The sequence below is a fragment of the Streptomyces sp. NPDC006261 genome (assembly GCF_040613515.1).
Lineage (GTDB): Bacteria > Actinomycetota > Actinomycetes > Streptomycetales > Streptomycetaceae > Streptomyces.
In genome coordinates, this window is the sequence record NZ_JBEXSI010000007.1 from 21790 (window position 1) to 47406 (window position 25617).

Consider the following 25617-nt stretch of genomic DNA (forward strand, 5'->3'; position numbering starts at 1 on the left):
GCTGCCGCACCCCCTCCCCCGGCCGGCCCTCCACGCCCAGGGCTCCTCAGGCCCGGCCCCCCGCCTCTCCCCCCTCCACGACCCGGGCCAGCATCTCGCGGGTGTAGGCCGGATCGAAGGCGGAGCCGGTCAGCAGCACCTGGAGGCAGACACCGTCCAGCAGCGCGACCAGTGCCCGCGCGGTGGCCGGGTCGGTGCGCGCGGACAGCACCTCGACCGCCGACGTGGTCCACTCGGCGGCGACGGGACGCAGGACCGGGCGGCGCAGGGCCGCGAGGTACAGCTCGTACTCCAGCTCGATCACGCCCCGGTCGCCCGCGAACCACTCCCCCAGCACCCGGGTCAGCTCATCGGCGAGGCCGGAGCCGGGCCCGTCCCCGGCGGGGGAGGCGGCACCGACATCACTGTCGCGCAGCGCCTGGGCGAAGTTCTCGTTGGACCGGCGCAGGGCGGCCGTCAGCAGCTCGTCCAGCGAGCCGAAGTGGTACGTGGTCGAGCCGAGCGGCACATCGGCCTCGGCGGCCACGGTCCGGTGGCTGAGCCCGGCTATCCCGTCGGCCGCTATCACCCGCAGCGCCGCGTCGATGATCCGCGTCCGCCGCTCGGGGTCGTATCTGCGGGCCATCAGTGCGCCCCTCCCAGGTTGAGCACGACGACCCCGGCGACGATCAGGGCCACCCCCGCGATCTTGACCAGGCTGCTGGACTCCCCCAGGAAGAGGATGCCGATGAGGGCCACGGCTGCCGTGCCCACACCGGCCCAGATCGCGTACGCGGTGCCCACGGAGAGCGTCTTGAGGGTCTGGGCGAGCAGGGTGAAGGCGATGAGATAGCCCACCGCCGTGCCGATCGAGGGCCAGAGGCGAGTGAACCCCTCGCTGTACTTCATGGCCGTCGTCCCGGCCACCTCCGCCGCGATCGCCGCGGCCAGCAGTCCGTATGCGTATCCCATGTGGACGACTGTACACATCGTTGCGTACAGCTGTACATATCATCGGCCCACGTCGGGGGCGCTACGGTGTGCCGACCGACGGAACGGCCCGGCGGTACGGGCCGACGACTTTGAGCGGAGAGACAGTGGCGCAGGATGCGGGGTGGGGCGGTGGCCCGTACGGGGGCGCACCCCACGGTGGGGGGCCCTTCCACGGAGGAGCGCAGGGACCGGGCGGCTGGACGGGCGGATGGGCGGCGCCGCCCAAGCCGGGGGTGATACCCCTGGCGCCGCTGAGGGTCTCGGACATGCTCAGCGGCGCCTTCGCGACGATCGGCGGCTACTGGAAGCCGCTGGTCGGAACAGCCCTGGCGCTCTTCGGCGCGGCCACGGCCGTCATGGGCGTCGGACTGGCCATCGCCTTCTCGACCGTGGCGGCCAACTGGGACGACCTTACGGGGCCCGGCGAACCGGACACGGCACAACTGGTCCCGCTGGGCATCGCGTTCGGCGTCCTGATGGTCCTCGGCCTCATCGCCTACCTGCTGGCGTCGGCCGTCGTCCAGGCGGCGGTCCCGGTGGTCCTCCAGGAGGCCGTCCTGGGCCGCCCGATCAGCTTCGGCACCGTCTGGAGGCGCGCCTGGTCGCGGGTCTGGGCCATGATCGGCACGGTGTTCCTGCTGGCCCTGGCCGTGGCCATCCCCTTCCTGGTCATCATGTTCACCATGGTCGCCACGGTCGTCTACGCCGTCTCGCTCGGCGACTCGGACACGGCTTGGCCGCTGCTCCTGTTCGGCCTTCTCGGCTGGCTGGTGCTCGCCCCGGTCGCGATCTGGCTCTGGGTGAAGTTCTCCCTGGCCCCGACGATCGTGGTCTTCGAGGCACAGCGGCCGGTCGCGGCTCTGCGCCGCTCGGCGCAGCTGGTCCGCGGCAGCTGGTGGCGGGTCCTCGGTATCGGGCTGCTCGCCTTCGGGCTGGCGACCATGGTCGGCTACATGATCCAGATGCCGTTCCAGGCGCTCGGCATGATCCCCGGCTCCCTGGACGGCACGGACACGATGGGCGAACCGAGCGGCGGCCAGATCCTCGCCCTGTTCGGCGGCTTCGTGGTGCTGTCCATGCTCAGCGGGCTGGTGAGCCAGCTCTTCTCGTCGATCTTCCCGCCGCTGGTGACCGGACTGCTGTACGTGGACCTCCGGATGCGCAACGAGAACCTGGGCCCGGTCCTGGCGGAGGCGGCGGCACAGACCGTGCCCGAGCAGTACGGCCCGCCGCCGGCAGGCCCGGCGTAGGACCGGGACTCAGTCGGTCAGGGTCCGCTTCGGGCGCAGCACGCAGAACTCGTTGCCCTCGGGATCGGCCAGCACCACCCAGGTGGCCTCCGGCCCCTGCCCGACGTCCAGCCGCCGGGCGCCGAGCGCGAGGATGCGCTCCACCTCGGCGTCCTGGTCGTCGGGAGTCAGGTCGATGTGCAGCCGGTTCTTGACGGTCTTCCCCTCCGGCACGGGGAGGAAGCACATGCCCGGCAGCGCGGTCTCGTGGGCGCCGATGACGATCTCCTCCTCGTCCTCGAAGAGGATCTTCCAGTCCAGCACCGCGCTCCAGAAGCGGGCCAGGAGCGGCAGGTCATGGGCATCGACGGCGAGGTGGTACAGCGAGACGGCCATGTCCGCCAGTATGCCTGGCGGACATGGCCGTCTCCGTCGTACGGGGAAGCGCCGGGTCAGACGTTGAACCCCAGCGCACGCAGCTGCTCGCGCCCGTCGTCCGTGATCTTGTCCGGGCCCCACGGCGGCATCCAGACCCAGTTGATCCGGAGCTCGTTGACGATGCCGTCCGTGGCGGACTTCGCCTGGTCCTCGATGACATCGGTCAGCGGGCAGGCCGCGGACGTCAGGGTCATGTCGAGGGTGGCGATGTTGGCGTCGTCGACGTGGATGCCGTAGATCAGGCCCAGGTTGACGACGTCGATGCCCAGCTCGGGGTCGACGACGTCGTACAGCGCCTCGCGGACCTCCTCCTCGGAGGCCGGCTTCATGGTCGCGGTCTCGTTCTCGCTCATGCGGTCTTCCCTTCGGACAGCGCCTTGGCCGTCGCGTCCTTCCACGCCATCCAGCTCAGCAGCGCGCACTTGACCCGGGCGGGGTACTTGGAGACGCCGGCGAACGCGACGGCGTCCTCCAGGACCTCCTCCATCGCGTCGTCCGGCTCCAGCTGGCCCTTGGACTGCATCAGCTCCAGGAAGGCCGCCTGGATCTTCTGCGCCTCGGGCAGCTCCTTGCCGACGAGCAGCTCGTTCAGCACGGAGGCGGAGGCCTGGCTGATGGAGCAGCCCTGGCCCTCGTAGCTCACGTCGGCGATGGTCTCGCCGTCGTACTTCACCCGGAGCGTGATCTCGTCGCCGCACGTCGGATTGACGTGGTGCACCTCGGCGTCGCCGTCCCGCAGGCCACGCCCGTGGGGGTGCTTGTAGTGGTCCAGGATCACTTCCTGGTACATCGAATCAAGCTTCACCATTACGCCCTCAGCCGAAGAAGTTCCGGACGTGCTCCAGCCCGTCCACCAGTGCGTCGACCTCGGCGGGCGTGGAGTACAGATAGAACGACGCTCGCGTCGTCGCGGGAATTCCGTACCGCAGGCAGACCGGGCGCGCGCAGTGGTGGCCGACCCGGACGCAGATGCCCAGCTCGTCGAGGACCTGGCCCACGTCGTGCGGGTGGATGTCGCCGAGCGTGAAGGAGATCGTCGCCCCGCGGTCCTCGGCCGTCGCCGGACCGATGATCCGCAGGTCCGGGACCTCCAGGAGGCGCTTCACCGCATATTCGGTGATCGCCTTCTCATGGTTGTGGATGTTCTCCATGCCGATCGCCGAGAGGTAGTCCACGGCCGCGCCGAGGCCGACGGCCTGGGCGATCGGGGGCGTACCGGCCTCGAACTTGTGCGGCGCCGGCGCATACGTCGACGAGTGCATCGACACGGTCTCGATCATCTCGCCGCCACCGAGGAACGGCGGCAGGTCCTCCAGGAGCTCCTGCCGTCCCCAGAGCACGCCGATGCCGGTCGGGCCGACCATCTTGTGGCCGGTGAAGGCCACGAAGTCGGCCTGGAGCGCCTGCACGTCCAGCACCATGTGCGGGGCGGCCTGCGAGGCGTCGATGCAGACCAGCGCGCCGACCTGCTGGGCGCGGCGGATGATCTGCTCGACCGGGTTGACGGTGCCGAGAATGTTGGAGACCAGCGTGAAGGAGACGATCTTCGTCTTCTCGGTGATGATCTCGTCGATGTTCGACAGGTCGAGCCGGCCGTCGTCGGTGATGCCGAACCACTTCAGCTTCGCGCCGGTGCGCTGCGAGAGCAGCTGCCACGGCACGATGTTGGAGTGGTGCTCCATCTCCGTGGTGACGATCTCGGTGTCGCTGTCCACCCGATAGGGCTCATCCGCCCAGCCGAGCATGTTGGCCACGAGGTTGAGCGACTCCGAGGCGTTCTTGGTGAAGATCACCTCGTTGCGGCTCGGTGCGTTGATGAAGGCCGCGACCTTGTCACGGGCGCCTTCGTACAGCGCGGTGGCCTCCTCGGCGACCGTGTAGACGCCTCGGTGCACGTTCGCGTTGTGGCGCTCGTAGTACGTGTTGAGCGCGTCGAGGACCTGGCGCGGCTTCTGCGAGGTCGCCGCGGAGTCCAGGTAAACGATCTTCTTGCCGTCGTGGACCGTGCGGTCCAGGATCGGGAAGTCCTTGCGGATCGCCTCGGTGTCGAGGAGGCCGGTGAGCCCCTGTCGGGCGTCAGTCACGCGGAAGCGCCACCCTTCGTGTATGCCTCGTAGCCCTCGTTCTCCAGCTCGTCGGCCAGCTCGGCGCCGCCGGAGGCCGCGATCCGGCCGTTGGCGAACACGTGCACGAAGTCGGGCTTGATGTACTTCAGGATGCGGGTGTAGTGCGTGATCAGCAGCGTGCCGACCTCGCCGGTCGCACGGACCCGGTTGACGCCCTCGGAGACGGTCTTGAGCGCGTCGACGTCCAGCCCGGAGTCGGTCTCGTCCAGGACGGCGATCTTCGGCTTGAGGAGCTCCAGCTGAAGGATCTCGTGGCGCTTCTTCTCACCGCCGGAGAAGCCCTCGTTGACGTTGCGCTCGGCGAAGGCCGGGTCCATCTGAAGTCCGGCCATCGTCTCCTTGACCTCCTTGACCCACGTACGCAGCTTGGGCGCCTCGCCGCGGACGGCGGTGGCGGAGGTGCGCAGGAAGTTGGAGACCGAGACACCGGGGATCTCGACGGGGTACTGCATGGCGAGGAACAGGCCGGCGCGGGCGCGCTCGTCGACGGACATCTCCAGGACGTCCTCGCCGTCCAGGGTGACCGTGCCACTCGTGATCGTGTACTTGGGGTGACCCGCGAGCGAGTACGCGAGGGTGGACTTGCCGGACCCGTTGGGGCCCATGATGGCGTGGGTCTCGCCCTGCTTCACGGTCAGGTCGACGCCCTTGAGGATCTCCTTCGTGGCGTTGTCGGCCTCGACGGAGACGTGCAGGTCGCGGATTTCAAGCGTTGCCATGGGTGACTCAGGACTCCTGGGTGACGGAGACGAGCACATCGTCCCCTTCGATCTTTACGGGGTATACGGGGACGGGGCGCGTCGCGGGAAGGCCGGACGGCTTGCCGGTGCGGAGGTCGAACGACGAGCCGTGCAGCCAGCACTCGATCGAACAGTCCTCCACCTCGCCCTCCGAGAGCGACACGTTCGCGTGCGAGCAGATGTCGTTGATCGCGAACACCTCGCCCTCGGTGCGGACGACGGAGACCGGTGTGCCGTCGAGCTCCACCCGCTTCGGGGTGTCGTCCTCCAGCTCACTCAGCGCGCACGCCTTGACGAAGGCCATCAGACGGACGCCTTCAGCTCGGTCTCGATCTTGTCGAGCAGACGCGCTTCCACGTCCGGCAGGCCGATCTGCTGGACCAGCTCGGCGAAGAAGCCGCGCACGACCAGGCGGCGGGCCTCCTCGGCCGGGATGCCGCGGGACTGGAGGTAGAAGAGCTGCTCGTCGTCGAAGCGGCCGGTCGCCGAGGCGTGGCCGGCGCCGACGATCTCGCCGGTCTCGATCTCCAGGTTGGGTACGGAGTCGACCCGGGCGCCGTCGGTGAGGACGAGGTTCCGGTTCATCTCGTAGGTGTCGGTGCCCTCGGCGGCGGCCTGGATGAGGACGTCCCCGATCCAGACGGCGTGCGCGCCGTCGCCCTGGAGTGCGCCCTTGTACACCGCGTTGGACTTGCAGTGCGGGGTGTTGTGGTCGACCAGGAGGCGGTGCTCCTGGTGCTGGCCCTTGTCGGTGAAGTACAGACCGAAGAGCTCCGCCTCGCCGCCGGGGGCCGCGTAGGCGACCCGCGGGTGCAGGCGGACCAGGTCGCCGCCGAAGGTGACGACGATCGACTTGAAGGAGGCGTCCCGGCCGATCAGCGCGTTGTGCTGGCCGACGTGGACGGCCGTGTCGTCCCAGTCCTGGACGGAGACGACGGTCAGCTTGGCGCCGTCGCCGAGGACGTAGTCGACGTTGGCGGCGAGCACCGCGTCACCGGTGTGGTCGATGACGACGACGGCCTCGGCGAAGGCACCGAGCTCGATGAGCTGGTGGCCGTAGGCGGTGCCGCCCTCACCGTGCACGGTGATCCGGACCGGCTCGGTGAGCACGGCCTCCTTGGCGACGGTGACGACCGAGGCCTGCTCGAAGGAGCTGTACGCCTGGGCGGCGACCCGGTCCACCGGCGTACCGGCCTTGCCGAGCCGGGCGTCGTCGCGGCCGACGGTCTCGACGGTGACGCCCTCGGGCGCGTCGATCGCGACCTTCACGCCGCCGCCGTTCGCGACCGCGGTGCCGTCGTGCAGCCCGCGCAGCCGCTCCAGCGGGGTGAAGCGCCACTCCTCCTCGCGACCGTGCGGGACGGGGAAGTCCGCGACGTCGAAGGACGGGGGCGCGCTCATGCGCGTGGCGACGGTCGACTCGGCGGCCACCGCGATGGAGCCGGCGGTGGTGGAGCCCACCGGTGTGTTCTGAGCCTCAGCCATGGCTGTCGTAGTGCTCGCTTTCTCAGTCAAGAAGGGGGTGGTTCGGTGGGGGCCGGGGCGGCCGCGTGCGACCGCCCCGTGTCGTCCTCGGACCGAGGACCTAGCCGACCGAACCCTCCATCTGCAGCTCGATCAGCCGGTTGAGCTCCAGGGCGTACTCCATGGGCAGCTCCTTCGCGATCGGCTCGACGAAGCCGCGCACGATCATCGCCATGGCCTCGAACTCGGTCAGTCCGCGGCTCATGAGGTAGAAGAGCTGGTCCTCGGAGACCTTGGAGACGGTCGCCTCGTGGCCCATCGACACGTCGTCCTCGCGGACATCGACGTAGGGGTAGGTGTCCGACCGCGAGATCGTGTCGACCAGGAGAGCGTCGCAGAGCACGTTGGACTTCGCGCCCGGCGCGCCCTCGCCGATCTCGATCAGACCGCGGTAGGACGTACGGCCGCCGCCTCGCGCCACCGACTTGGAGACGATGTTGGAGGAGGTGTTCGGCGCCATGTGGACCATCTTGGCGCCGGCGTCCTGGTGCTGGCCCTCGCCCGCGAAGGCGATCGAGAGGGTCTCGCCCTTGGCGTGCTCGCCCATCAGGTAGATGGCCGGGTACTTCATGGTCACCTTGGAGCCGATGTTGCCGTCGACCCACTCCATGGTCGCGCCCTCGTAGGCCACGGCCCGCTTGGTGACCAGGTTGTAGACGTTGTTCGACCAGTTCTGGATGGTCGTGTAGCGGCAGCGGCCGCCCTTCTTCACGATGATCTCGACCACGGCGCTGTGCAGCGAGTCCGAGGAGTAGATCGGGGCGGTGCAGCCCTCGACGTAGTGGACGTAGGCGTCCTCGTCGACGATGATCAGCGTCCGCTCGAACTGGCCCATGTTCTCCGTGTTGATACGGAAGTAGGCCTGGAGCGGGATCTCGACGTGGACACCCTTGGGCACGTAGATGAACGAGCCGCCGGACCACACGGCCGAGTTCAGCGAGGCGAACTTGTTGTCACCGACGGGGATGACGGTGCCGAAGTACTCCTTGAAGAGCTCCGGGTGCTCCTTCAGCGCGGTGTCGGTGTCCATGAAGATGACACCCTGCGCCTCCAGCTCCTCGTTGATCTGGTGGTAGACGACCTCGGACTCGTACTGCGCGGCGACACCGGCGACGAGGCGCTGCTTCTCCGCCTCGGGGATGCCGAGCTTGTCGTACGTGTTCTTGATGTCCTCGGGCAGCTCCTCCCAGGAGGCCGCCTGCTTCTCCGTGGACCGCACGAAGTACTTGATGTTGTCGAAGTCGATGCCCGACAGGTCGGAGCCCCAGTTCGGCATGGGCTTCTTGCCGAAGAGCTTGAGGCCCTTGAGCCGCAGCTTCAGCATCCACTCGGGCTCGTTCTTCTTCTCCGAGATGTCGCGGACGACAGCCTCGGAGAGGCCGCGCTTCGCCGCCGCGCCTGCCGCGTCGGAGTCGGCCCAGCCGAATTCGTACGTACCCAGACCCTCGAGCTCAGGGTGGGCAGTCTCCGTGGGGAGCGTCATGCGGGGTTCCTCCCGGCCGTGCTTGCAGATGCTGAATGGGTGGTCTGTGGGGGTGCTGCCTGGCCGCTGCGCGGCACGTACGTCGTGCACACGCCGTCGCCGTGGGCGAGGGTGGCCAGACGCTGCACATGGGTCCCGAGGAGGCTGGAGAAGAATTCCGTCTCCGCCTCGCACAGCTGTGGGAACTGCTCGGCGACATGCGCCACCGGGCAGTGGTGCTGGCACAGCTGCTCGCCCTGCTGCGGGCCCGGCGCGCTTCGCGCCGTAGCAGCGTACCCGTCGGTGCTCAGGGCCCTGGCGAGGGCCTCCGTGCGCTCCGAGGGCGCCGCGGCCTCGACCGCGGCGCGGTACGCCTCGCCCATCGCCGCCATCCGGGCCCGGGCGAAGGCGGTGACCGCCTCGTCCCCGCCGGATTCGGCGATGAAGCGCAGGGCGTCCGCGGCCAGCTTGTCGTAGGACTGATCGAAGGCGTCCCGGCCGCAGTCCGTCAAGGCGAACACCTTGGCGGGCCTGCCGCGGGTCCGCGCCCCGTAGACCCGCTGTTCACGGGCTTCCACGACCCCGTCGGAGACGAGGGCGTCCAGGTGGCGGCGGACGGCGGCCTGGGTGAGACCGACGCGCTTGGCCAGATCGGCGGCTGTGGACGGACCGTGGTCCAGGATGGAGCGCGCGACCCGGTTGCGCGTCGAGCGCTCACCGGTCGCGAGTTCCTCCTGGGAAGACCCACCGTCGTATTTCACAACACCATTGTTGCGTAATTCATTCGGCCATGACAACCACGGTCCGGAACGATCTACGGTGCGGTTCATCACTTAGGGTTACCTAATCTGGCCCCGGGAGAAGGCCCGCGCGAGGCGCTGCCTAGACTTACGCGCCATGGAGAACGAGCCCGTCGTACAGGTCAAGGGCCTGGTGAAGCGGTACGGCACGAAGACCGCGGTGGACGGCCTCGATCTGGCGGTTACGGCGGGCGTGGTGACGGCCGTGCTCGGCCCGAACGGCGCAGGGAAGACCACCACGATCGAGACCTGCGAGGGCTACCGCCGTCCCGACGCCGGCACCGTACGCGTCCTCGGACTCGATCCGGTCGCCGACGCGGAGCGGCTGCGCCCCCGGATCGGGGTCATGCTCCAGTCCGGCGGCGTCTACTCCGGCGCCCGGGCGGACGAGATGCTCCGCCACATGGCGAAGCTGCACGCCCACCCGCTGCACGTGGACGCCCTGATCGAACGGCTCGGCCTCGGCTCCTGCGGCCGCACCGCCTACCGGCGGCTCTCCGGCGGCCAGCAGCAGCGCCTCGCCCTGGCCCTCGCGGTCGTCGGCCGGCCCGAGCTGGTCTTCCTGGACGAGCCGACCGCCGGGCTCGACCCGCAGGCCCGCCGCTCCACCTGGGACCTGGTGCGCGAGCTGCGCGGAGACGGGGTCTCCGTGGTGCTGACCACCCACTTCATGGACGAGGCCGAGGCGCTCGCCGACGACGTCGCGATCATCGACGCGGGCCGGGTCATCGCCCAGGGCTCGCCGGAGCAGCTCTGCCGGGGCGGCGCCGAGAACACCCTGCGCTTCACCGGGCGTACGGGACTCGACCTCGGCGCGCTGGTCAAGGCGCTGCCCGACGGCTCCGAGGCCGCCGAGCCGCTCCCGGGGACGTACCGCATCACCGGGACCATCGACCCGCAACTGCTGGCCACCGTCACCTCCTGGTGCGCCCAGCACGGCGTGATGCCGGAGGGCATTTCCGTGGAGCGGCACACCCTGGAGGACGTCTTCCTCGAACTGACCGGCAAGGAGCTGCGCGCATGAGCGCCGGTACGTACACCCCGCGCCCCGGCGCCGCCCCGCTCCCCCGGATGATCGCCGCGCAGACCGCGCTGGAGACCCGGATGCTGCTGCGCAACGGCGAGCAGCTGCTGCTGACAGTGATCATTCCGACGCTGCTGCTGGTGCTGTTCAGCGCGGTCGACATCGTCGACACCGGCTCGGGCGCGTCGGTCGACTTCCTGGCACCGGGCGTCCTGGCGCTGGCCGTGATGTCGACGGCGTTCACCGGCCAGGCCATCGCCACCGGCTTCGAGCGCCGCTACGGGGTCCTCAAGCGGCTCGGGGCCTCCCCGCTGCCCCGCTGGGCGCTGATGACGGCGAAGACCCTGTCGGTGCTGGTCACCGAGGTGCTCCAGGTACTGCTGCTGACGGCGATCGCCCTCGCGCTCGGCTGGTCGCCGCAGGGCAACCCGCTCTCCGTCCTGCTGCTCCTGGTGCTGGGGACCGCCGCGTTCTCCGGGCTCGGACTGCTGATGGCCGGGACGCTGAAGGCCGAGGCGACGCTCGCCGCCGCCAACCTGGTCTTCCTGCTGCTGCTGGTCGGCGGCGGGGTCATCGTGCCGCTGGACAAGTTCCCGGACGCGGTGCAGGCGGTGCTGGGGATGCTGCCCATCTCGGCGCTCTCGGAGGGCTTGCGGGACGTCCTGCAGCACGGCGCGTCGATGCCGTGGGCCCAGGCCGGGATCCTGGCGGCCTGGGCGGTGCTGGGGCTGGGCGCCGCGGCCAAGCTCTTCCGCTGGGAGTAGGCCGTCCGGGGACTTTCGCGGGCAAGCGGGTGCGAACCCACCCCTCGTGAAAACATGCACAAGCCTCGTCCTACGATGGTCCGCGTGGAAACCCCCATCTCTGCCATCGCCAAGCGCTGGACGCCGTCCACCAAAGTGGTGAAGCGTGCCGCGCTCTCCGCCGTGATGATGAGCGTCTTCATCATCGTGACCGGCGGTGCCGTCCGGCTGACCGGTTCGGGCCTCGGCTGCGACACCTGGCCCAAGTGCACCGACGACAGCCTCTTCGCGACGCCCGAGCAGGGCCTGCACGGCGCGATCGAGTTCGGCAACCGCATGCTGACGTACGTCCTGTCGGCGGCCGTCGGCTGGGCGATCATCGCGACCCGCTCCGCCGAGCCGCGCCGCCGCAAGGTGACCCGGCTGGCCTGGTCGCAGTTCTGGATCGTGCTGGGCAACGCCGTCCTCGGCGGCATCACCGTCTGGGCGGGGCTCAACCCGTGGACGGTGGCCGGGCACTTCCTGCTCGCCAACGCGCTGCTCGCGGTCACCGTGATCACCTGGGCCCGGGTCGGCGAGGGCGACGGCCCGGCGCGACCCCGCGTCCCCCTGCCGGTACGGCGCCTCTCCTGGGCGATCCTGGCGACCACCATGGTCCTCATCGTGCTCGGCACCTCGGTGACCGGTTCCGGCAAGCACGCGGGCGACAGCAGCGACGTACCGCGTATGCCGTGGGACTGGTCGGCCGCCGCCCATGTGCACGCCATCGCCGCCTGGGTGGTCTGCGCGCTGGCCGTCGCGATGTGGCTGGCCCTGCGGGTGGTCGACGCCCCCGCCGACACCCGGGCCCGCGCCCGCGACCTGCTGGTCGTGCTGCTCGCCCAGGGCGCGATCGGGTACGTGCAGTACTTCAGCGACGTCCCCGAGATCCTCGTCGGCGTCCACATGTTCGGCTCGGCCATCATGTGGATCGCCGTGATCCGCCTGGTGATGAGCATGCGCGAGCGCGGCGACGACGAGCCGGCCACGCTGCCGGGCCCGCCCGCCTCCGCCGAAGAGCGGGAGCCGGCGTCCGCTCCGGCGGTCTAGGGGTTCTCGTACGACGAAGGGGCGGCGGGCATGTGCCCGCCGCCCCTTCGTCGTATCCGCTCAGCGGTCGTTGGACGGCCCGCCGACCTGGATCCCGGCCATCCGCGACCACTCGTACGGGCCCGTGCGGACCTTGAGGGCGAAGTCGCCGTCGAACTCCTCGTGCATCGCGATCCCGGACTTCTCCGCCGCCCTCTCGGCCACGGCGTACGTCGGGGCCACCAGGTCGCCCCAGGCACCGTCCTGGCCGACCAGGACGATGCGGGCGCCCGCCTGGCCGATGTAGGCGAGCTGCCCCTCGGCGCCGCCGTGCTCCTTGGCGAAGGCCCCGATCTCACGGGCGAGCTTCGCCGCCCTGCGCTCCGAGCGGGCCGCCTTCCTGGCGTCCGTCCGCGAGGTCTGCCCGGTGTCTGCTGCGTCTGCTGCCGTCTCTCCCATGAACAGGATGCTACCGACGAGTAGTTCGAACGGCGACGGGCGGGTCACGTGGCTTGTGCCACGTGACCCGCCCGAAGGGGGAAGAACTAGCGGAGGAAGGGGTCCACCGCGACGGCCAGGAAGAGCAGCGAGACGTAGGTGATGGACCAGTGGAACAGCCGCATCTCCTTGAGTTTGGCGCCCGTCACCCCGGCCTTGGACCGGTTCTGCAGCCCGTGGGCCTCCCAGAGCCAGAAGCCGCCCGCCAGCAGCGCCACCGACAGGTAGAACCAGCCGGTGTAGCCCAGCGGGGTGAGCAGCAGCGAGACGCCGACCATCACCCAGCTGTAGATGACGATCTGCCTGGCGACCACCTGGTTGGAGGCGACGACCGGGAGCATCGGGACGCCGACCCGGGCGTAGTCCTCCTTCACCTTCATGGAGAGCGGCCAGTAGTGCGGCGGCGTCCAGAAGAAGATGACGGCGAAGAGGATGACGGCGGCCCAGGAGAGGGAGTTCGTCACGGAGGACCAGCCGATGAGCACCGGCATGCAGCCGGCGATGCCGCCCCAGATGATGTTCTGCGAGGTGCGGCGCTTCAGCAGCATCGTGTAGACGACGACGTAGAAGAGCAGCGCGCCGAGGGCGAGTCCCGCGGACAGCCAGTTGACGAACACTCCGAACCAGAGCGTGGAGATCACCGCGAGGGCGAATCCGAAGGCGAGGCACTCACGGGGGCTGACCATGCCGGTGACCAGCGGACGCTGGGACGTGCGGTCCATCAGCGCGTCGATATCGCGGTCGATGTACATGTTCAGCGCGTTGGCGCCGCCCGCCGAGAGGTACCCCCCGATGGTGGTGGTGAGCACGAGCCACAGGTCGGGTACGCCCTGGGCGGCGAGGAACATCACCGGAACGGTGGTGATGAGCAACAGCTCGATGATCCGTGGCTTGGTAAGCGCCACGAATGCCTTGACACGGGCCCCGTACGGGCGATGGCCCCCTGGGCTGGGAGTCAAGGCGACCCCTGCGGGTCGGGACTCGACGGCCGTCACGCACACCCCTGACAGAGAAATCCCAGCAAGCTCCGGGCGAGGAGGCCCGGTGAAGACTTGCGCGAACCCGACCACTCTAAACGTTGGGCACACACCGTCCTTCGCGGGGGTGGGGTCGTGTTGAGGGTGACTGTGCGGATGTAGGGGGCCCGTCCGCCGGGAGGCGAAGTGCGCAGGCCCCCCGCACCCTGGAAAGTGCTCGGGAAGTGTGCCCCGCGGCGGGGGTAGGCTCGGCAACGCCCGGTGCGGTAACAGTCACCGGTTTACGACAGTGGAGAGGAGCCCTGACTCAGGGTGAGCAACAAGCCGACCACCACAGACCTCCAGTGGACCGATTTGGACCAGCGGGCCGTGGACACCGCCCGCGTCCTCGCCGCGGACGCCGTACAGAAAGTCGGAAACGGCCACCCGGGTACGGCCATGAGCCTGGCTCCCGCCGCGTACACCCTGTTCCAGAAGGTCATGCGGCACGACCCCGCGGACGCGGAGTGGACCGGCCGCGACCGGTTCGTCCTCTCGGCGGGCCACTCCAGCCTGACCCTGTACATCCAGCTCTACCTCGCCGGTTACGGCCTGGAGCTGGACGACCTGAAGGCGTTCCGGACCTGGGGCTCCAAGACCCCGGGGCACCCGGAGTACGGGCACACCACCGGTGTCGAGACGACGACCGGCCCGCTGGGCCAGGGTGTCGCCAACGCGGTGGGCATGGCCATGGCCGCCCGCTACGAGCGCGGCCTGTTCGACCCCGAGGCGGCCCCCGGCACCTCGCCCTTCGACCACACGGTCTGGGTCATCGCCGGTGACGGCTGCCTCCAGGAGGGCATCTCGGCCGAGGCGTCCTCGCTGGCCGGGCACCAGAAGCTGGGCAACCTGGTCCTGCTCTGGGACGACAACCACATCTCCATCGAGGGCGACACGGAGACCGCGGTCTCCGAGGACACCCTGAAGCGGTACGAGGCGTACGGCTGGCACGTCCAGCGCGTCGAGCAGCTGCCGAGCGGCGACCTGGACCCGGCGGGTCTGTACGCGGCGCTCCAGGCGGCGAAGGCGGAGACCGAGCGCCCCTCGTTCATCGCGGCCCGCTCGATCATCGCCTGGCCCGCGCCGAACGCCCAGAACACCGAGGCCGCACACGGTTCGGCGCTCGGCGACGACGAGATCGCGGCGACCAAGCGGGTCCTCGGTTTCGACCCGGAGCAGACCTTCGAGGTCTCCGACGCTGTCATCGGCCACACCCGTGAGGCCCTGGACCGCGGCCGTGAGGCCCGCGCCGAGTGGGACAAGGGGTTCGCCGCGTGGCGCACCGCCAACCCGGAGCGCGCCGCCGACTTCGACCGGATCGCGGCGGGCGAGCTGCCCGCCGGCTGGGAGGAGAAGCTCCCGGTCTTCGAGGCCGGCAAGTCCCTGGCCACCCGTGCCGCGTCCGGCAAGGTGCTCCAGGCGCTGGGCGAGGTCGTGCCCGAGCTGTGGGGCGGCTCCGCCGACCTCGCCGGCTCGAACAACACCACCATCGACAAGACGTCGTCGTTCCTGCCGGTGGGCAACCCGCTGCCGGAGGCCGACCCGTACGGCCGCACGATCCACTTCGGGATCCGCGAGCACGCGATGGCCGCCGCGATGAACGGCATCGCGCTGCACGGCAACACCCGCATCTACGGCGGCACCTTCCTGGTGTTCTCCGACTACATGCGCAACGCGGTGCGGCTCTCCGCGCTGATGCACCTGCCGGTGACGTACGTGTGGACGCACGACTCGATCGGCCTCGGCGAGGACGGCCCGACCCACCAGCCGGTCGAGCACCTGGCCGCGCTGCGCGCCATCCCGGGCCTGAACGTCGTGCGCCCGGCCGACGCCAACGAGACGGCCATCGCCTGGCGCGAGATCCTGCGCCGCTACACCAAGGTGTTCGGCGAGGGCGCCCCGCACGGCCTGGCGCTGACCCGGCAGGGCGTTCCGACGTACGAGGCGAACGAGGACGCGGCCAAGGGCGGTTACGTCCTGTTCGAGGCCGAAGGGCCCTCCGGGCAGAACACGACGCCGCAGGCGCTGCTCATCGCGACCGGCTCCGAGGTCCACGTCGCCGTCGAGGCGCGTGAGCAGCTCCAGGCGGCCGGTGTGCCGACCCGGGTCGTCTCGATGCCGTCGGTCGAGTGGTTCGAGGAGCAGGATCAGGGTTACAAGGAGAGCGTGCTCCCGCCGTCGGTCAAGGCGCGGGTCGCCGTCGAGGCGGGCATCGGCCTGACCTGGTACCGGTACGTCGGGGACGCCGGCCGGATCGTCTCCCTGGAGCACTTCGGTGCCTCGGCCGACGCGAAGGTCCTCTTCCGCGAGTTCGGCTTCACCGCCGAGAACGTGGCCGCCGCCGCGCGGGAATCTCTCGCCGCCGCAGCACGCTGACGCCGTATATACGACGTAGATATACGACTAGTAGGAGATGCAACCCATGACAGACGCACTCAAGCGCCTCTCCGACGAGGGCGTGGCGATCTGGCTCGACGACCTGTCGCGCAAGCGGATCACCTCGGGCAACCTGGCCGAGCTGATCGACCAGAGCCATGTCGTCGGCGTCACCACCAACCCGTCGATCTTCCAGAAGGCGATCTCGCAGGGCGACGGTTACGAGCAGCAGCTCACCGACCTCGCCGCCCGCCGCGTCACCGTCGAGGAAGCGGTCCGCATGATCACGACGGCGGACGTCCGTGACGCCGCCGACATCCTGCGCCCGGTCTTCGACGCGACCGGCGGCCAGGACGGCCGGGTCTCCATCGAGGTGGACCCCCGTCTGGCCCACAACACCACGGCCACCACCGCCGAGGCCAAGCAGCTGGCGTGGCTGGTCGACCGGCCGAACACGCTCATCAAGATCCCGGCGACCAAGGCCGGTCTCCCGGCGATCACCGAGACGATCGGCCGGGGTATCAGCGTCAACGTGACGCTGATCTTCTCGCTGGAGCGCTACCGCGCGGTCATGGACGCCTACCTGGCGGGTCTGGAGAAGGCGAAGGCCGCGGGCCTGGACCTCTCCAAGATCCACTCGGTGGCGTCCTTCTTCGTGTCCCGCGTGGACACCGAGATCGACAAGCGTCTGGACGCCATCGGGTCCGACGAGGCGAAGGCCGCCAAGGGCAAGTCCGCCCTGGCCAACGCGCGCCTGGCCTACGAGGCGTACGAGGAGGTCTTCTCGAGCGACCGCTGGGCCCCCCTGGACAAGGCGCAGGCCAACAAGCAGCGCCCGCTGTGGGCCTCCACCGGCGTCAAGGACCCGTCGCTGAAGGACACCCTGTACGTCGACGACCTGGTCGCCCCCAACACGGTGAACACCATGCCGGAGGCGACCCTGGACGCCGTGGCCGACCACGGCGAGATCACCGGCAACACCGTCGCCGGCGGCTACGACCAGGCCCGCGCCGACCTCGACGCGATCAAGAAGCTCGGCATCTCGTACGACGACGTCGTGCAGGTGCTGGAGGACGAGGGCGTCGAGAAGTTCGAGGCGTCCTGGACCGACCTGCTCAAGTCGACCGAGGCGGAGCTCTCGCGCCTCGCTCCCTCGGAGGGCTGACCACTTTGTCTGCTGTTCCCGGAGCCAACCCGCTCCGTGACGCACAGGACCGACGGCTCCCGCGTATCGCGGGGCCGTCGGGCCTGGTCATCTTTGGCGTCACGGGCGATTTGTCCCGTAAAAAGCTGATGCCCGCCGTCTACGACCTGGCCAACCGCGGCCTGCTGCCACCGGGCTTCTCGCTCATCGGCTTCGCCCGCCGCGACTGGGAGGACGAGGACTTCGCCCAGGTCGTCCACGACGCCGTCAAGGAGCACGCCCGTACACCGTTCCGCGAAGAGGTCTGGCAGCAGCTCATCCAGGGGATGCGCTTCGTCCAGGGCGACTTCGACGACGACGAGGCGTTCGAGACGCTGAAGGCGACGATCCAGGAGCTCGACAAGGCCCAGGGCACCGGAGGCAACTACGCCTTCTACCTCTCCGTGCCGCCGAAGTTCTTCCCCAAGGTCGTCCAGCAGCTCAAGAAGCACGGGCTCGCCGACCAGACCGAGGGCTCCTGGCGACGGGCCGTCATCGAGAAGCCGTTCGGCCACGACCTGGCCAGCGCGCAGGAGCTCAACCAGCTCGTGCACGACGTCTTCCCGCCCAACGAGGTCTTCCGGATCGACCACTACCTGGGCAAGGAGACGGTCCAGAACATCCTGGCGCTGCGGTTCGCCAACACGATGTTCGAGCCGATCTGGAACCGGTCCTACGTCGACCACGTACAGATCACGATGGCCGAGGACATCGGCATCGGCGGCCGGGCCGGCTACTACGACGGCATCGGCGCCGCCCGTGACGTCATCCAGAACCACCTGCTCCAGCTGCTGGCGCTCACCGCGATGGAGGAGCCGGGCTCCTTCCACCCGAAGGCCCTGGTCGCCGAGAAGCTCAAGGTGCTCACCGCCGTCGAGCTGCCCGAGGACCTCGGTCTGCACACCGTGCGCGCCCAGTACGAGCACGCCTGGCAGGGCGGCCAGGAGGTCCTCGGCTACTGCGAGGAGGACGGCATCGACCCCAAGTCGACGACCGACACCTTCGCCGCGATCAAGCTGACGATCAACAACCGCCGGTGGGCGGGCGTGCCGTTCTACCTGCGCACCGGAAAGCGGCTCGGCCGCCGGGTCACGGAGATCGCGGTCGTCTTCAAGCGCGCGCCCTACCTGCCCTTCGAGTCCGGTGCCACGGAGGAGCTCGGCGGCAACGCCCTGGTCATCCGGGTCCAGCCGGACGAGGGCGTCACCGTGCGCTTCGGCTCCAAGGTGCCCGGCACCTCGATGGAGGTCCGGGACGTCACGATGGACTTCGCGTACGGAGAGTCCTTCACGGAGTCCAGTCCGGAGGCGTACGAGCGGCTCCTGCTGGACGTGCTGCTCGGCGACGCCAACCTGTTCCCGCGCCACCAGGAGGTCGAGCTCTCCTGGACCATCCTCGACCCGATCGAGGAGTACTGGGACAAGCACGGCAAGCCCGCGAAGTACGCGGCCGGCACCTGGGGTCCGGCCGAGGCCGACGAGATGCTCGCACGTGACGGACGGAGCTGGAGGCGGCCATGAAGATCGATCTCACGGAAACCACATCCAGCAAGATCAACCAGGCGCTGGTCTCGGCCCGCCGGGCCATCGGCACCCCCGCCATCGGCATGGTGCTCACCCTGGTCATCGTCACCGACGAGGAGAACGCGTACGACGCGCTCAAGTCGGCCGGTGACGCATCCCGCGAGCACCCCTCGCGGATCATCGCGGTGATCAAGCGGGTCAGCCGCTCGCCGCGCGCCCGGCGCGACGCCCGTCTCGACGCCGAGGTCCGGGTCGGTTCCGACGCGGGGACCGGCGAGACCGTGGTGCTGCGCCTCCACGGCGAACTGGCCAACCACGCCCAGTCGGTGGTGCTCCCGCTGCTGCTGCCGGACGCCCCGGTCGTGGTGTGGTGGCCCGAGGACGCGCCCGCCGACGCGGCGAAGGACCCGCTGGGCGCCCTCGCCCAGCGCCGGATCACCGACGGCTACTCCGCCGAGCGCCCGCTGGACGAGCTGGCGGTGCGGGCGGCGACGTACAGCCCCGGCGACACCGACCTGTCGTGGACCCGGATCACGCCGTGGCGCTCGATGCTGGCCGCGGCGCTGGACCAGCAGCCCGCGGAGGTCATCGGTGTCACCGTCGAGGGCGAGAGCGACAACCCGAGCTGCGAGCTGCTCGCGATGTGGCTCGCGGACCGGCTCGGCGTCCCGGTGCAACGCACGTACTCCGGTGGCCCCGGGCTGACCGCCGTCCGGATGGAGACGAAGAACGGCGTCATCGTCCTCGACCGGGCCGACGGCTCGCTGGCCACGCTCTCCATGCAGGGCCAGCCGGACCGCGGGGTGGCGCTCAAGCGCCGCGAAACCGCCGAGCTGCTGGCGGAGGAGCTGCGCCGGCTCGACCCGGACAACACCTACGAGGCCGCGGTGAAGTTCGGGGTGGAGAGGCTCCACGCGGGCGGCGAGGTCAAGGCCGCCGCGGCGGAGAAGGCCCCCGAGGAGGACGGCGGCGAGCAGAAGGCGCCCGCCGCGAAGAAGGCCCCGGCCAAGAAGGCGGCCGCCAAGTGACGCCTCCTCAGCTGGTCGTGCACCGCGACAAGGAGCTGATGGCGCAGGCCGCGGCGGCCCGGCTGATCACGAGGATCGTGGACGCCCAGGCCGCCCGGGGCCACGCCTCGGTGGTGCTGACCGGTGGGCGCAACGGCAACGGCCTGCTGGCCGCGCTGGCTGCCGCACCCGCCCGGGACGCGGTCGACTGGGCGCGCCTGGACCTGTGGTGGGGCGACGAGCGGTTCCTGCCTGAGGGCGATCCCGAGCGGAACGTCACCCAGGCCCGCGAGGCGCTGCTCGACGCGGTGCCGCTCGACCCGGCCCGGGTGCACGCGATGCCCGCGTCGGACGGCCCGTACGGCGAGGACGTGGACGAGGCGGCCGCCGGTTACGCGGCCGAACTGGCCGCCGCCGCGGGGCCGGAGGACCACGGCCGGGTGCCGGCGTTCGACGTGCTGATGCTGGGCGTCGGGCCGGACACCCATGTGGCCTCGCTCTTCCCGGAGCTGCCCGCGGTACGGGAGACCGAGCGCACCGTCGTCGGTGTGCACGGGGCCCCCAAGCCGCCGCCGGTCCGCGTCTCGCTCACGCTCCCCGCGATCCGCGCGGCGCGTGAGGTGTGGCTGCTGGCGGCGGGCGAGGACAAGGCGGGGGCCGCGGCCATCGCGCTGTCGGGCGCCGGGGAGACGCAGGCGCCCGCGGCGGGCGCGTACGGGCGCAGCAGGACGCTCTGGCTGCTGGACGCGGCGGCGGCATCCCAGCTGCCGCGCACGCTGTACCCGCCGGCTTCTGCCTGACCGTTTTCGGCTTTTCGGCCACCAGGCCCGGCCCGCTCTTCCTCAGCGGGCCGGGCCTGCGGTGTGAAAAGCTCGCCCCCCATGGTGCACGTCGGAACCGTGGTGATGGGCGCGAGCGACGTACAACGGGCCGCCGCCTTCTGGAAGGCCGCGCTCACGTACACCGAGCGTGAGCCGGGGACGGACGACTGGGTGGTGCTGGTCGCGGCCGAAGGGCCCGGCGTCGGGGTGGCGCCGGGTCGTTCCGCCTCCCCCGTGCGGGAGGTCCCCCGGGCCCACCTCGACCTCCACTCCGCCACCCAGGAGGCCGAGGTGGAGCGGCTGATCGGGCTCGGCGCCGATCGGGTCGCGTGGGAGCTCTACCCGCCGGACCCGGACTTCGTGGTCCTCGCCGGCACCGAGGGCAACCGCTTCTGCGTCATCGACACGACGCACGGCGGCGAAGGAGCCGCGGGCCTCAGAGGATGACCTGGTCCGTGCCCTGCTCCAGCTTGGTGATCGCGGCCCGGCAGGCGGCGGTGAAGCGGTCGAAGACCGGGGTCGTGCTGCCGGCCCGGCCCGCACGGGTGTTGTTCGTGAACATGGCGGCGCGCAGCTCCGTGGTGAGCTCCAGCTGACCGCCCTTGGACAGCATGGTGCGGTTGACGGGGTTGCTGGGATTGACGCCGGCCAGGTCGGGCGTCTCGTTCCCGTCCCGCCAGGCGATGCCCACCCTGTCGAACTCGGCCTTGAGCAGGGTCTTGAAGCGGGTGTTGAGCCCGCCGACCACCACGGCCTGCGGGACGGTGCCCGCCTGGGCCGACGTACAGCCGTGCAGACTCAGGACGTTGAGGCTGCCGGCCGCCATGGAGATGGCGACGTGATCGTCGCAGTTCTTGGCGGTGACGTGCAGGTCGCGGTTGCCGGAGGTGCGCAGCCCCTCGAACATCCAGTAGTCGTGCACCCCGTGGCCGTCCTGCAGCGGGGCGAGCGTGGCCGGGTGGTAGCCGGCTATGGCGAGGCAGAGTTCGGAGGTGCCGGTCTCGATGCCGCCGCCGTGCAGGGCCATGACGGTGGTCCGGTTGTACGGATATCTCTGCGGGGTCGAGTGGTCGGCGTACTCGTGTCTCCGGTAGCGGCGGGCGAACTCGACGCCCTCCTGTCCGGCCAGCTTCTTGTAGAGGTCGGTGTTGGAGGTGTAGATGTCCAGGTCGTCGGTGGCGTGGGCGGTAGTCGCGGTGAGCGAGCCGAGCAGCGGGCCGCTGACGGCCGCGGTGGCCAGGGCGGCGAGGACCGTACGGCGGTGGGTGAAGGTCATGATCGCTATCGTCGCCGACAGCGGCCGCGCTGCCCAGGAGGCCGGCTGTGCCGTCGGTCACGGGCCGGGGGCGCACATCGCGCTCCGGAACCGTCCGTCAGAGGCCGGGGCGCACCGTGCGCTCCAGGAAGGGCTCCAGCAGTCCGGGGACGGCCTCGGCCGCGAAGGTGAGGCCCTCGGCCGCATCGGTGTCGTACGCCGCGTAGGCGCCCCCTCCGGCGGCCGTGGTGGCCGTGAGGGTGAGCAGCCCCGCCCGCCGCTGGAAGTACGACTGCTTCACGGTCCAGCCGATCACCCCGGCCCGTTCCAGGGCCGCGGTGGAGCGGCGGAGCGTGCCCGAGCGGGTGACCAGGTAGCGGCCGGAGAGCGCGTGGCCGAGGTTCCGGTACGCGTCCAGGGCGAGCGCCACCGCGAGCGGCGGGAACACCACCGCGCAGCCGAGCGCGATCCACAGGAGTACGGGGGTGAGGAGCGCCCCGAGGACGGTGAGCAGCAGGAGCGGGGCGAGGGCGGCGGCGAGCGACCAGCGCAGTCGGCGGCCGCGGGCGGCGCGGGGGTGGCGGGTCAGCGGGGCGCCGGTCGGGGTGGCCTCCTCCCGGAGTATCGCGGCGGCGACGGAGTCGGCCAGCGGGCGCGGCACCACCGGGAGGACCGTGTTGTGGCCGGCGTCCCTGGACTCGTTGTCCTGGGCGAGCCCGGTGGTGATGGCGTCCAGCCGGGCGGCACCGAGCAGCCGTACGCCGAGGGGTTCGACCAGGTCGACCCCGCGCAGCCGGGCCTCCTCGACGGAGATGGACCGGGAGGTGAACAGCCCGCGCCGGACCCTGATGGTGCCGCCGGGCTCACGCTCCAGGCGGTAGTTCCACCACATCTCGATCCAGAGGCCGAGCGCCCCGGCCACACCCGCCACCAGGGCGGCGGCGGCGAGGATGACGAACACCCAGAGGAGCGGGGTCTCCTGGAAGCGGTCGCCGACCCAGGCGATGACCTCGCCCTGCGCCCCGGCCCAGTCGCTGATCTGCATCACGGCTCCGACGGCCGCGCCGCCGAGCATGGGGGCGAGGAAGGAGACCGGTGCGTAACGGATCCAGCGCGGGTCGAGGGTGGCCAGTTCGCCGTCGCGGTGGGCCCCGGGCTGCGGGGTGGTGGCGCGTTCCAGCAGGAGGCGACGGAGCCGTTCGCCCTCGGCGCGGGTGACCGGGTCCAGCTCCAGCGTGGAGTCGCCGCCGTGCTCGCCGGTGCCGATCCTGACGGTGACGAGGCCCAGGAGGCGCAGCAGCGGGTTGGCGGTGAGGTCGACGGTGCGGATGCGGGTCCGGGCCAGGGAGCGGCGCTTGACGAGGAGGAGACCGGTGTGGAGCTCGACGCGCTCCTCGCCGGTCCGGTAGCGGGTGCGGTGCCAGCGGACCCGGTCGGCACCCGCCGCGGCCCCGATGACTCCGGCGGCCGCGGCGAGCGCCCAGAGCACCGCGCCGGGGAGCCCGAGCCAGCGGGCCAGGCCGAGGGTGGCGGGCACGGCGGCACCCGCGACGACGCCCGCCACGACGAGGGCGGTGACCAGGACCGTACGGGGGTCGAGGCGGCGCCAGCCTTCCCCGGAGGCGTACGGGGCGCGCGGGGTGCTCATGTGGCGTCGCCGGGGGTGTTACGGGTGATGCGGGTGAGCCGTTCGGCCAGTTCGGCGGCGACCTCGTGGTCCAGGCCCTCGATCCGTACCGCGCCCTTGGAGGAGGCGGTGGTGACCGTGACGGTGGCGAGCCGGTAGAGCTGTTCCAGCGGGCCGCGGACGGTGTCCACGGTCTGGATCCGGGACATCGGCGCGATCCGCCACTCCTGCCAGAAGAACCCGGTGCGTACGTACACCGCGTCCTGAGTGACCTCCCAGCGGTGGGTGCGGTACCACCACAGCGGGAGGAGGACGGCGGCCGCCACGCCCGCCGCGGCGAACACCGCGGCGGGCAGCAGCAGCCAGAAGCGGGCGGGCTCGATCAGCCCGCCGAGGACGGCGAGCGGGACGACGGCTGCCGCGGTCATCAGCAGCCACTGGACCCGCCACCAGTTCACCACCCGCTCGTTCAGCGTGTTGCGCGGCGGCCGCAGCCGTACCGTCGCCGTCCCCTCCCCCGTCGGCATGGGCTCAGCGCCCCCGCAGCGTGCGGTAGGCGGCGACCAGAGCGGCGGTGGAGCTGTCGAGCTCCCCGGTGCCGGCCTCCCCGGTCAGGACGGGCTCGATCTTCTTGGCGAGGACCTTTCCGAGTTCGACACCCCACTGGTCGAAGGAGTCGATGTTCCAGATGGCGCCCTGGACGAAGACCTTGTGCTCGTAGAGCGCGATGAGCTGGCCGAGGACCGAGGGGGTCAGCCGGTCGGCGAGGATCGTGGTCGTCGGGTGGTTGCCCCGGAACGTCTTGTGCGGGACGAGCTCCTCGGGCACGCCCTCCGCGCGGACCTCGTCGGGCGTCCTGCCGAAGGCGAGCGCCTGGGTCTGGGCGAAGAAGTTCGCCATCAGCAGGTCGTGCTGGGCGATCAGGCCGGGCAGCAGGTCGTGGACCGGGGCGGCGAAGCCGATGAAGTCCGCCGGGATCAGCTTGGTGCCCTGGTGGATCAACTGGTAGTACGCGTGCTGCCCGTTGGTGCCGGGCGTGCCCCAGACGACCGGCCCGGTCTGCCAGTCGACCGGGTCGCCCTCGCGGTCCACGGACTTGCCGTTGGACTCCATGTCGAGCTGCTGGAGGTACGCGGTGAACTTGGACAGGTAGTGGCTGTAGGGCAGCACCGCGTGCGACTGGGCGTCGAAGAAGTTGCCGTACCAGACGCCGAGCAGGCCGAGCAGGAGCGGGGCGTTCTCCTCGGCGGGGGCGGTGCGGAAGTGCTCGTCGACGAGGTGGAAGCCGTCGAGCATCTCGCGGAACCGGTCCGGGCCGATGGCGATCATCAGCGAGAGGCCGATCGCGGAGTCGTAGGAGTAGCGGCCGCCGACCCAGTCCCAGAACTCGAACATGTTGGCCGTGTCGATGCCGAACTCGTCGACCTTCTCGGCGTTGGTCGACAGCGCCACGAAGTGCTGGGCGACGGCGTCCTGACCGGCCCGCAGCTCGGTGAGGAGCCAGTCCCGGGCGGAGGTCGCGTTGGTGATCGTCTCGATCGTGGTGAACGTCTTCGAGGCGACGATGAACAGCGTCTCGGCGGGGTCCAGGTCGCGGACCGCCTCGTGGAGGTCGGCGCCGTCGACGTTGGAGACGAACCGGACGGTGAGGGAGCGGTCCGTGAAGGAGCGCAGCACCTCGTACGCCATGGCGGGGCCGAGGTCGGAGCCGCCGATGCCGATGTTGACGATGTTCTTGACGGGCTTGCCCGTGTGGCCGGTCCACTCACCGGCCCTGACCTTCTCGGCGAAGGCGGCCATCTTGTCCAGGACGGCGTGCACGGCGGGCACGACGTTCTCACCGTCGACCTCGATCACCGCGCCGCGCGGGGCGCGGAGCGCGGTGTGCAGGACGGCCCGGTCCTCGGTGGTGTTGATCTTCTCCCCGCGGAACATCGCGTCCCGCAGCCCGGCGACCCCGGTGGCGGCGGCGAGCTCGCGCAGCAGGCGCAGCGTCTCGTCGGTGACCAGGTGCTTGGAGTAGTCGAGGTGGAGGTCGCCGACCCTGAGGGTGTAGGCGGTGCCCCGGTCCGGCGCCTGCGCGAACAGCTCGCGCAGCTGGGTCGCGCCGAACTCCTCACGGTGCTTGGCGAGAGCCGTCCACTCGGGGGTCTGGTTGAGCTTGGTTCGGCTTGCTGCGTTCATC

General features: G+C 70.5%; 27 protein-coding genes. 10 read left to right on the forward strand and 17 right to left on the reverse strand.

Translation table 11 applies throughout. From position 1 onward, the window contains the following. Window positions 1-46: 46 nt before the first annotated feature. Together ABZ154_RS05935 and ABZ154_RS05940 are read right to left on the reverse strand one after the other, a co-directional pair. On the reverse strand, window positions 47-625 hold the full coding sequence (locus ABZ154_RS05935; protein WP_356829463.1) for a TetR family transcriptional regulator: 579 nt from the start codon (window positions 623-625) through the stop codon (window positions 47-49). Next, window positions 625-951: a multidrug efflux SMR transporter gene (locus ABZ154_RS05940; RefSeq protein ID WP_073880586.1), complete on the reverse strand. Its 327-nt coding sequence runs from the start codon at window positions 949-951 to the stop codon at window positions 625-627. The genes ABZ154_RS05935 and ABZ154_RS05940 overlap by 1 nt, the downstream gene beginning before the upstream one ends. 287 nt (window positions 952-1238) lie before the next feature. On the opposite strand from ABZ154_RS05940, the gene ABZ154_RS05945 reads away from it, so the two are divergent. Beyond that, the gene (locus tag ABZ154_RS05945; protein ID WP_356829465.1) at window positions 1239-2222 is read left to right on the forward strand and encodes a hypothetical protein; all 984 of its coding nucleotides are present in this window, start codon (window positions 1239-1241) and stop codon (window positions 2220-2222) included. A 9-nt stretch (window positions 2223-2231) separates the two neighbouring features. Here the strand turns inward: ABZ154_RS05945 and ABZ154_RS05950 are convergent, their stop codons facing one another. From ABZ154_RS05950 to ABZ154_RS05990, 9 genes are all read right to left on the reverse strand, one after another. Then, on the reverse strand, window positions 2232-2597 hold the full coding sequence (locus ABZ154_RS05950) for a VOC family protein (protein ID WP_356829467.1): 366 nt from the start codon (window positions 2595-2597) through the stop codon (window positions 2232-2234). Window positions 2598-2653: 56 nt separating this feature from the next. Next, window positions 2654-2992 (reverse strand): metal-sulfur cluster assembly factor, encoded by a 339-nt coding sequence (locus ABZ154_RS05955; RefSeq protein WP_015607822.1) that lies wholly within the window; start codon window positions 2990-2992, stop codon window positions 2654-2656. Beyond that, window positions 2989-3444, reverse strand: coding sequence for a Fe-S cluster assembly sulfur transfer protein SufU (gene sufU / locus ABZ154_RS05960; RefSeq protein WP_073880112.1), 456 nt, complete (start codon window positions 3442-3444; stop codon window positions 2989-2991). The genes ABZ154_RS05955 and sufU overlap by 4 nt, the downstream gene beginning before the upstream one ends. Window positions 3445-3454: 10 nt before the next feature. Further along, window positions 3455-4723 (reverse strand): cysteine desulfurase, encoded by a 1269-nt coding sequence (locus tag ABZ154_RS05965; RefSeq protein WP_356829469.1) that lies wholly within the window; start codon window positions 4721-4723, stop codon window positions 3455-3457. After that, window positions 4720-5484, reverse strand: coding sequence for a Fe-S cluster assembly ATPase SufC (sufC, locus tag ABZ154_RS05970; RefSeq protein WP_356829471.1), 765 nt, complete (start codon window positions 5482-5484; stop codon window positions 4720-4722). Before sufC ends, ABZ154_RS05965 begins: the two co-directional genes overlap by 4 nt. 7 nt (window positions 5485-5491) lie before the next feature. Then, window positions 5492-5809, reverse strand: a complete 318-nt coding sequence (locus ABZ154_RS05975) for a bifunctional 3-phenylpropionate/cinnamic acid dioxygenase ferredoxin subunit (RefSeq protein ID WP_018555702.1) — start codon at window positions 5807-5809, stop codon at window positions 5492-5494. Next, window positions 5809-6990, reverse strand: coding sequence for a Fe-S cluster assembly protein SufD (gene sufD, locus ABZ154_RS05980; protein ID WP_356829473.1), 1182 nt, complete (start codon window positions 6988-6990; stop codon window positions 5809-5811). The genes ABZ154_RS05975 and sufD overlap by 1 nt, the downstream gene beginning before the upstream one ends. A gap of 100 nt (window positions 6991-7090) precedes the next feature. After that, on the reverse strand, window positions 7091-8512 hold the full coding sequence (sufB, locus tag ABZ154_RS05985) for a Fe-S cluster assembly protein SufB (protein ID WP_030568051.1): 1422 nt from the start codon (window positions 8510-8512) through the stop codon (window positions 7091-7093). Further along, window positions 8509-9252: a metalloregulator ArsR/SmtB family transcription factor gene (locus ABZ154_RS05990; protein ID WP_356829475.1), complete on the reverse strand. Its 744-nt coding sequence runs from the start codon at window positions 9250-9252 to the stop codon at window positions 8509-8511. The genes sufB and ABZ154_RS05990 overlap by 4 nt, the downstream gene beginning before the upstream one ends. A 136-nt stretch (window positions 9253-9388) precedes the next feature. Here ABZ154_RS05990 and ABZ154_RS05995 point away from each other — a divergent pair, with 136 nt between their 5' ends. The 3 genes from ABZ154_RS05995 (at window position 9389) to ABZ154_RS06005 (ending at window position 12147) form a co-directional block, all read left to right on the forward strand. Further along, entirely contained in the window at window positions 9389-10315 is a 927-nt protein-coding gene (locus tag ABZ154_RS05995) for an ABC transporter ATP-binding protein (RefSeq protein WP_356829477.1), read from the forward strand. Next, a complete protein-coding gene (locus tag ABZ154_RS06000) occupies window positions 10312-11079 on the forward strand; it encodes an ABC transporter permease (RefSeq protein WP_356829479.1) in 768 nt (255 codons plus the stop codon). The genes ABZ154_RS05995 and ABZ154_RS06000 overlap by 4 nt, the downstream gene beginning before the upstream one ends. Window positions 11080-11154: 75 nt before the next feature. Further along, on the forward strand, window positions 11155-12147 hold the full coding sequence (locus ABZ154_RS06005) for a COX15/CtaA family protein (protein ID WP_356829481.1): 993 nt from the start codon (window positions 11155-11157) through the stop codon (window positions 12145-12147). A gap of 60 nt (window positions 12148-12207) precedes the next feature. Here ABZ154_RS06005 and ABZ154_RS06010 read toward each other — a convergent pair whose 3' ends face one another. Together ABZ154_RS06010 and ABZ154_RS06015 are read right to left on the reverse strand one after the other, a co-directional pair. Further along, window positions 12208-12585: a hypothetical protein gene (locus ABZ154_RS06010; protein WP_356829483.1), complete on the reverse strand. Its 378-nt coding sequence runs from the start codon at window positions 12583-12585 to the stop codon at window positions 12208-12210. An 86-nt stretch (window positions 12586-12671) separates the two neighbouring features. Then, a complete protein-coding gene (locus ABZ154_RS06015) occupies window positions 12672-13625 on the reverse strand; it encodes a heme o synthase (protein ID WP_356829485.1) in 954 nt (317 codons plus the stop codon). A gap of 288 nt (window positions 13626-13913) precedes the next feature. On the opposite strand from ABZ154_RS06015, the gene tkt reads away from it, so the two are divergent. The 6 genes from tkt (at window position 13914) to ABZ154_RS06045 (ending at window position 20997) form a co-directional block, all read left to right on the forward strand. Further along, complete coding sequence (tkt, locus tag ABZ154_RS06020; RefSeq protein WP_356829487.1) at window positions 13914-16016, forward strand: transketolase; 2103 nt, start codon at window positions 13914-13916, stop codon at window positions 16014-16016. A 46-nt stretch (window positions 16017-16062) separates the two neighbouring features. Further along, window positions 16063-17181, forward strand: a complete 1119-nt coding sequence (tal, locus tag ABZ154_RS06025; protein WP_356829489.1) for a transaldolase — start codon at window positions 16063-16065, stop codon at window positions 17179-17181. A 5-nt stretch (window positions 17182-17186) separates the two neighbouring features. Next, the gene (zwf, locus tag ABZ154_RS06030) at window positions 17187-18719 is read left to right on the forward strand and encodes a glucose-6-phosphate dehydrogenase (RefSeq protein ID WP_356829491.1); all 1533 of its coding nucleotides are present in this window, start codon (window positions 17187-17189) and stop codon (window positions 18717-18719) included. After that, window positions 18716-19750 carry a glucose-6-phosphate dehydrogenase assembly protein OpcA gene (gene opcA / locus ABZ154_RS06035; protein ID WP_356829493.1) on the forward strand — a complete coding sequence of 345 codons (1035 nt, stop codon included), beginning with the start codon at window positions 18716-18718 and terminating at the stop codon, window positions 19748-19750. Before zwf ends, opcA begins: the two co-directional genes overlap by 4 nt. Continuing rightward, a complete protein-coding gene (gene pgl, locus ABZ154_RS06040; protein ID WP_356829495.1) occupies window positions 19747-20529 on the forward strand; it encodes a 6-phosphogluconolactonase in 783 nt (260 codons plus the stop codon). The genes opcA and pgl overlap by 4 nt, the downstream gene beginning before the upstream one ends. A gap of 81 nt (window positions 20530-20610) precedes the next feature. Then, window positions 20611-20997 carry a VOC family protein gene (locus tag ABZ154_RS06045; RefSeq protein ID WP_356829497.1) on the forward strand — a complete coding sequence of 129 codons (387 nt, stop codon included), beginning with the start codon at window positions 20611-20613 and terminating at the stop codon, window positions 20995-20997. Here ABZ154_RS06045 and ABZ154_RS06050 read toward each other — a convergent pair. The 4 genes from ABZ154_RS06050 to pgi form a co-directional block, all read right to left on the reverse strand. Further along, window positions 20987-21826 carry a poly-gamma-glutamate hydrolase family protein gene (locus tag ABZ154_RS06050; protein WP_356829499.1) on the reverse strand — a complete coding sequence of 280 codons (840 nt, stop codon included), beginning with the start codon at window positions 21824-21826 and terminating at the stop codon, window positions 20987-20989. The two genes, ABZ154_RS06045 and ABZ154_RS06050, sit on opposite strands and share 11 nt — an antisense overlap. 97 nt (window positions 21827-21923) lie before the next feature. Beyond that, entirely contained in the window at window positions 21924-23453 is a 1530-nt protein-coding gene (locus tag ABZ154_RS06055; RefSeq protein WP_356829501.1) for a PH domain-containing protein, read from the reverse strand. After that, window positions 23450-23959 carry a PH domain-containing protein gene (locus ABZ154_RS06060; RefSeq protein WP_356829503.1) on the reverse strand — a complete coding sequence of 170 codons (510 nt, stop codon included), beginning with the start codon at window positions 23957-23959 and terminating at the stop codon, window positions 23450-23452. The genes ABZ154_RS06055 and ABZ154_RS06060 overlap by 4 nt, the downstream gene beginning before the upstream one ends. A 4-nt stretch (window positions 23960-23963) precedes the next feature. Continuing rightward, window positions 23964-25616, reverse strand: a complete 1653-nt coding sequence (pgi, locus tag ABZ154_RS06065; RefSeq protein WP_356829505.1) for a glucose-6-phosphate isomerase — start codon at window positions 25614-25616, stop codon at window positions 23964-23966. Window position 25617 lies beyond the last annotated feature (1 nt).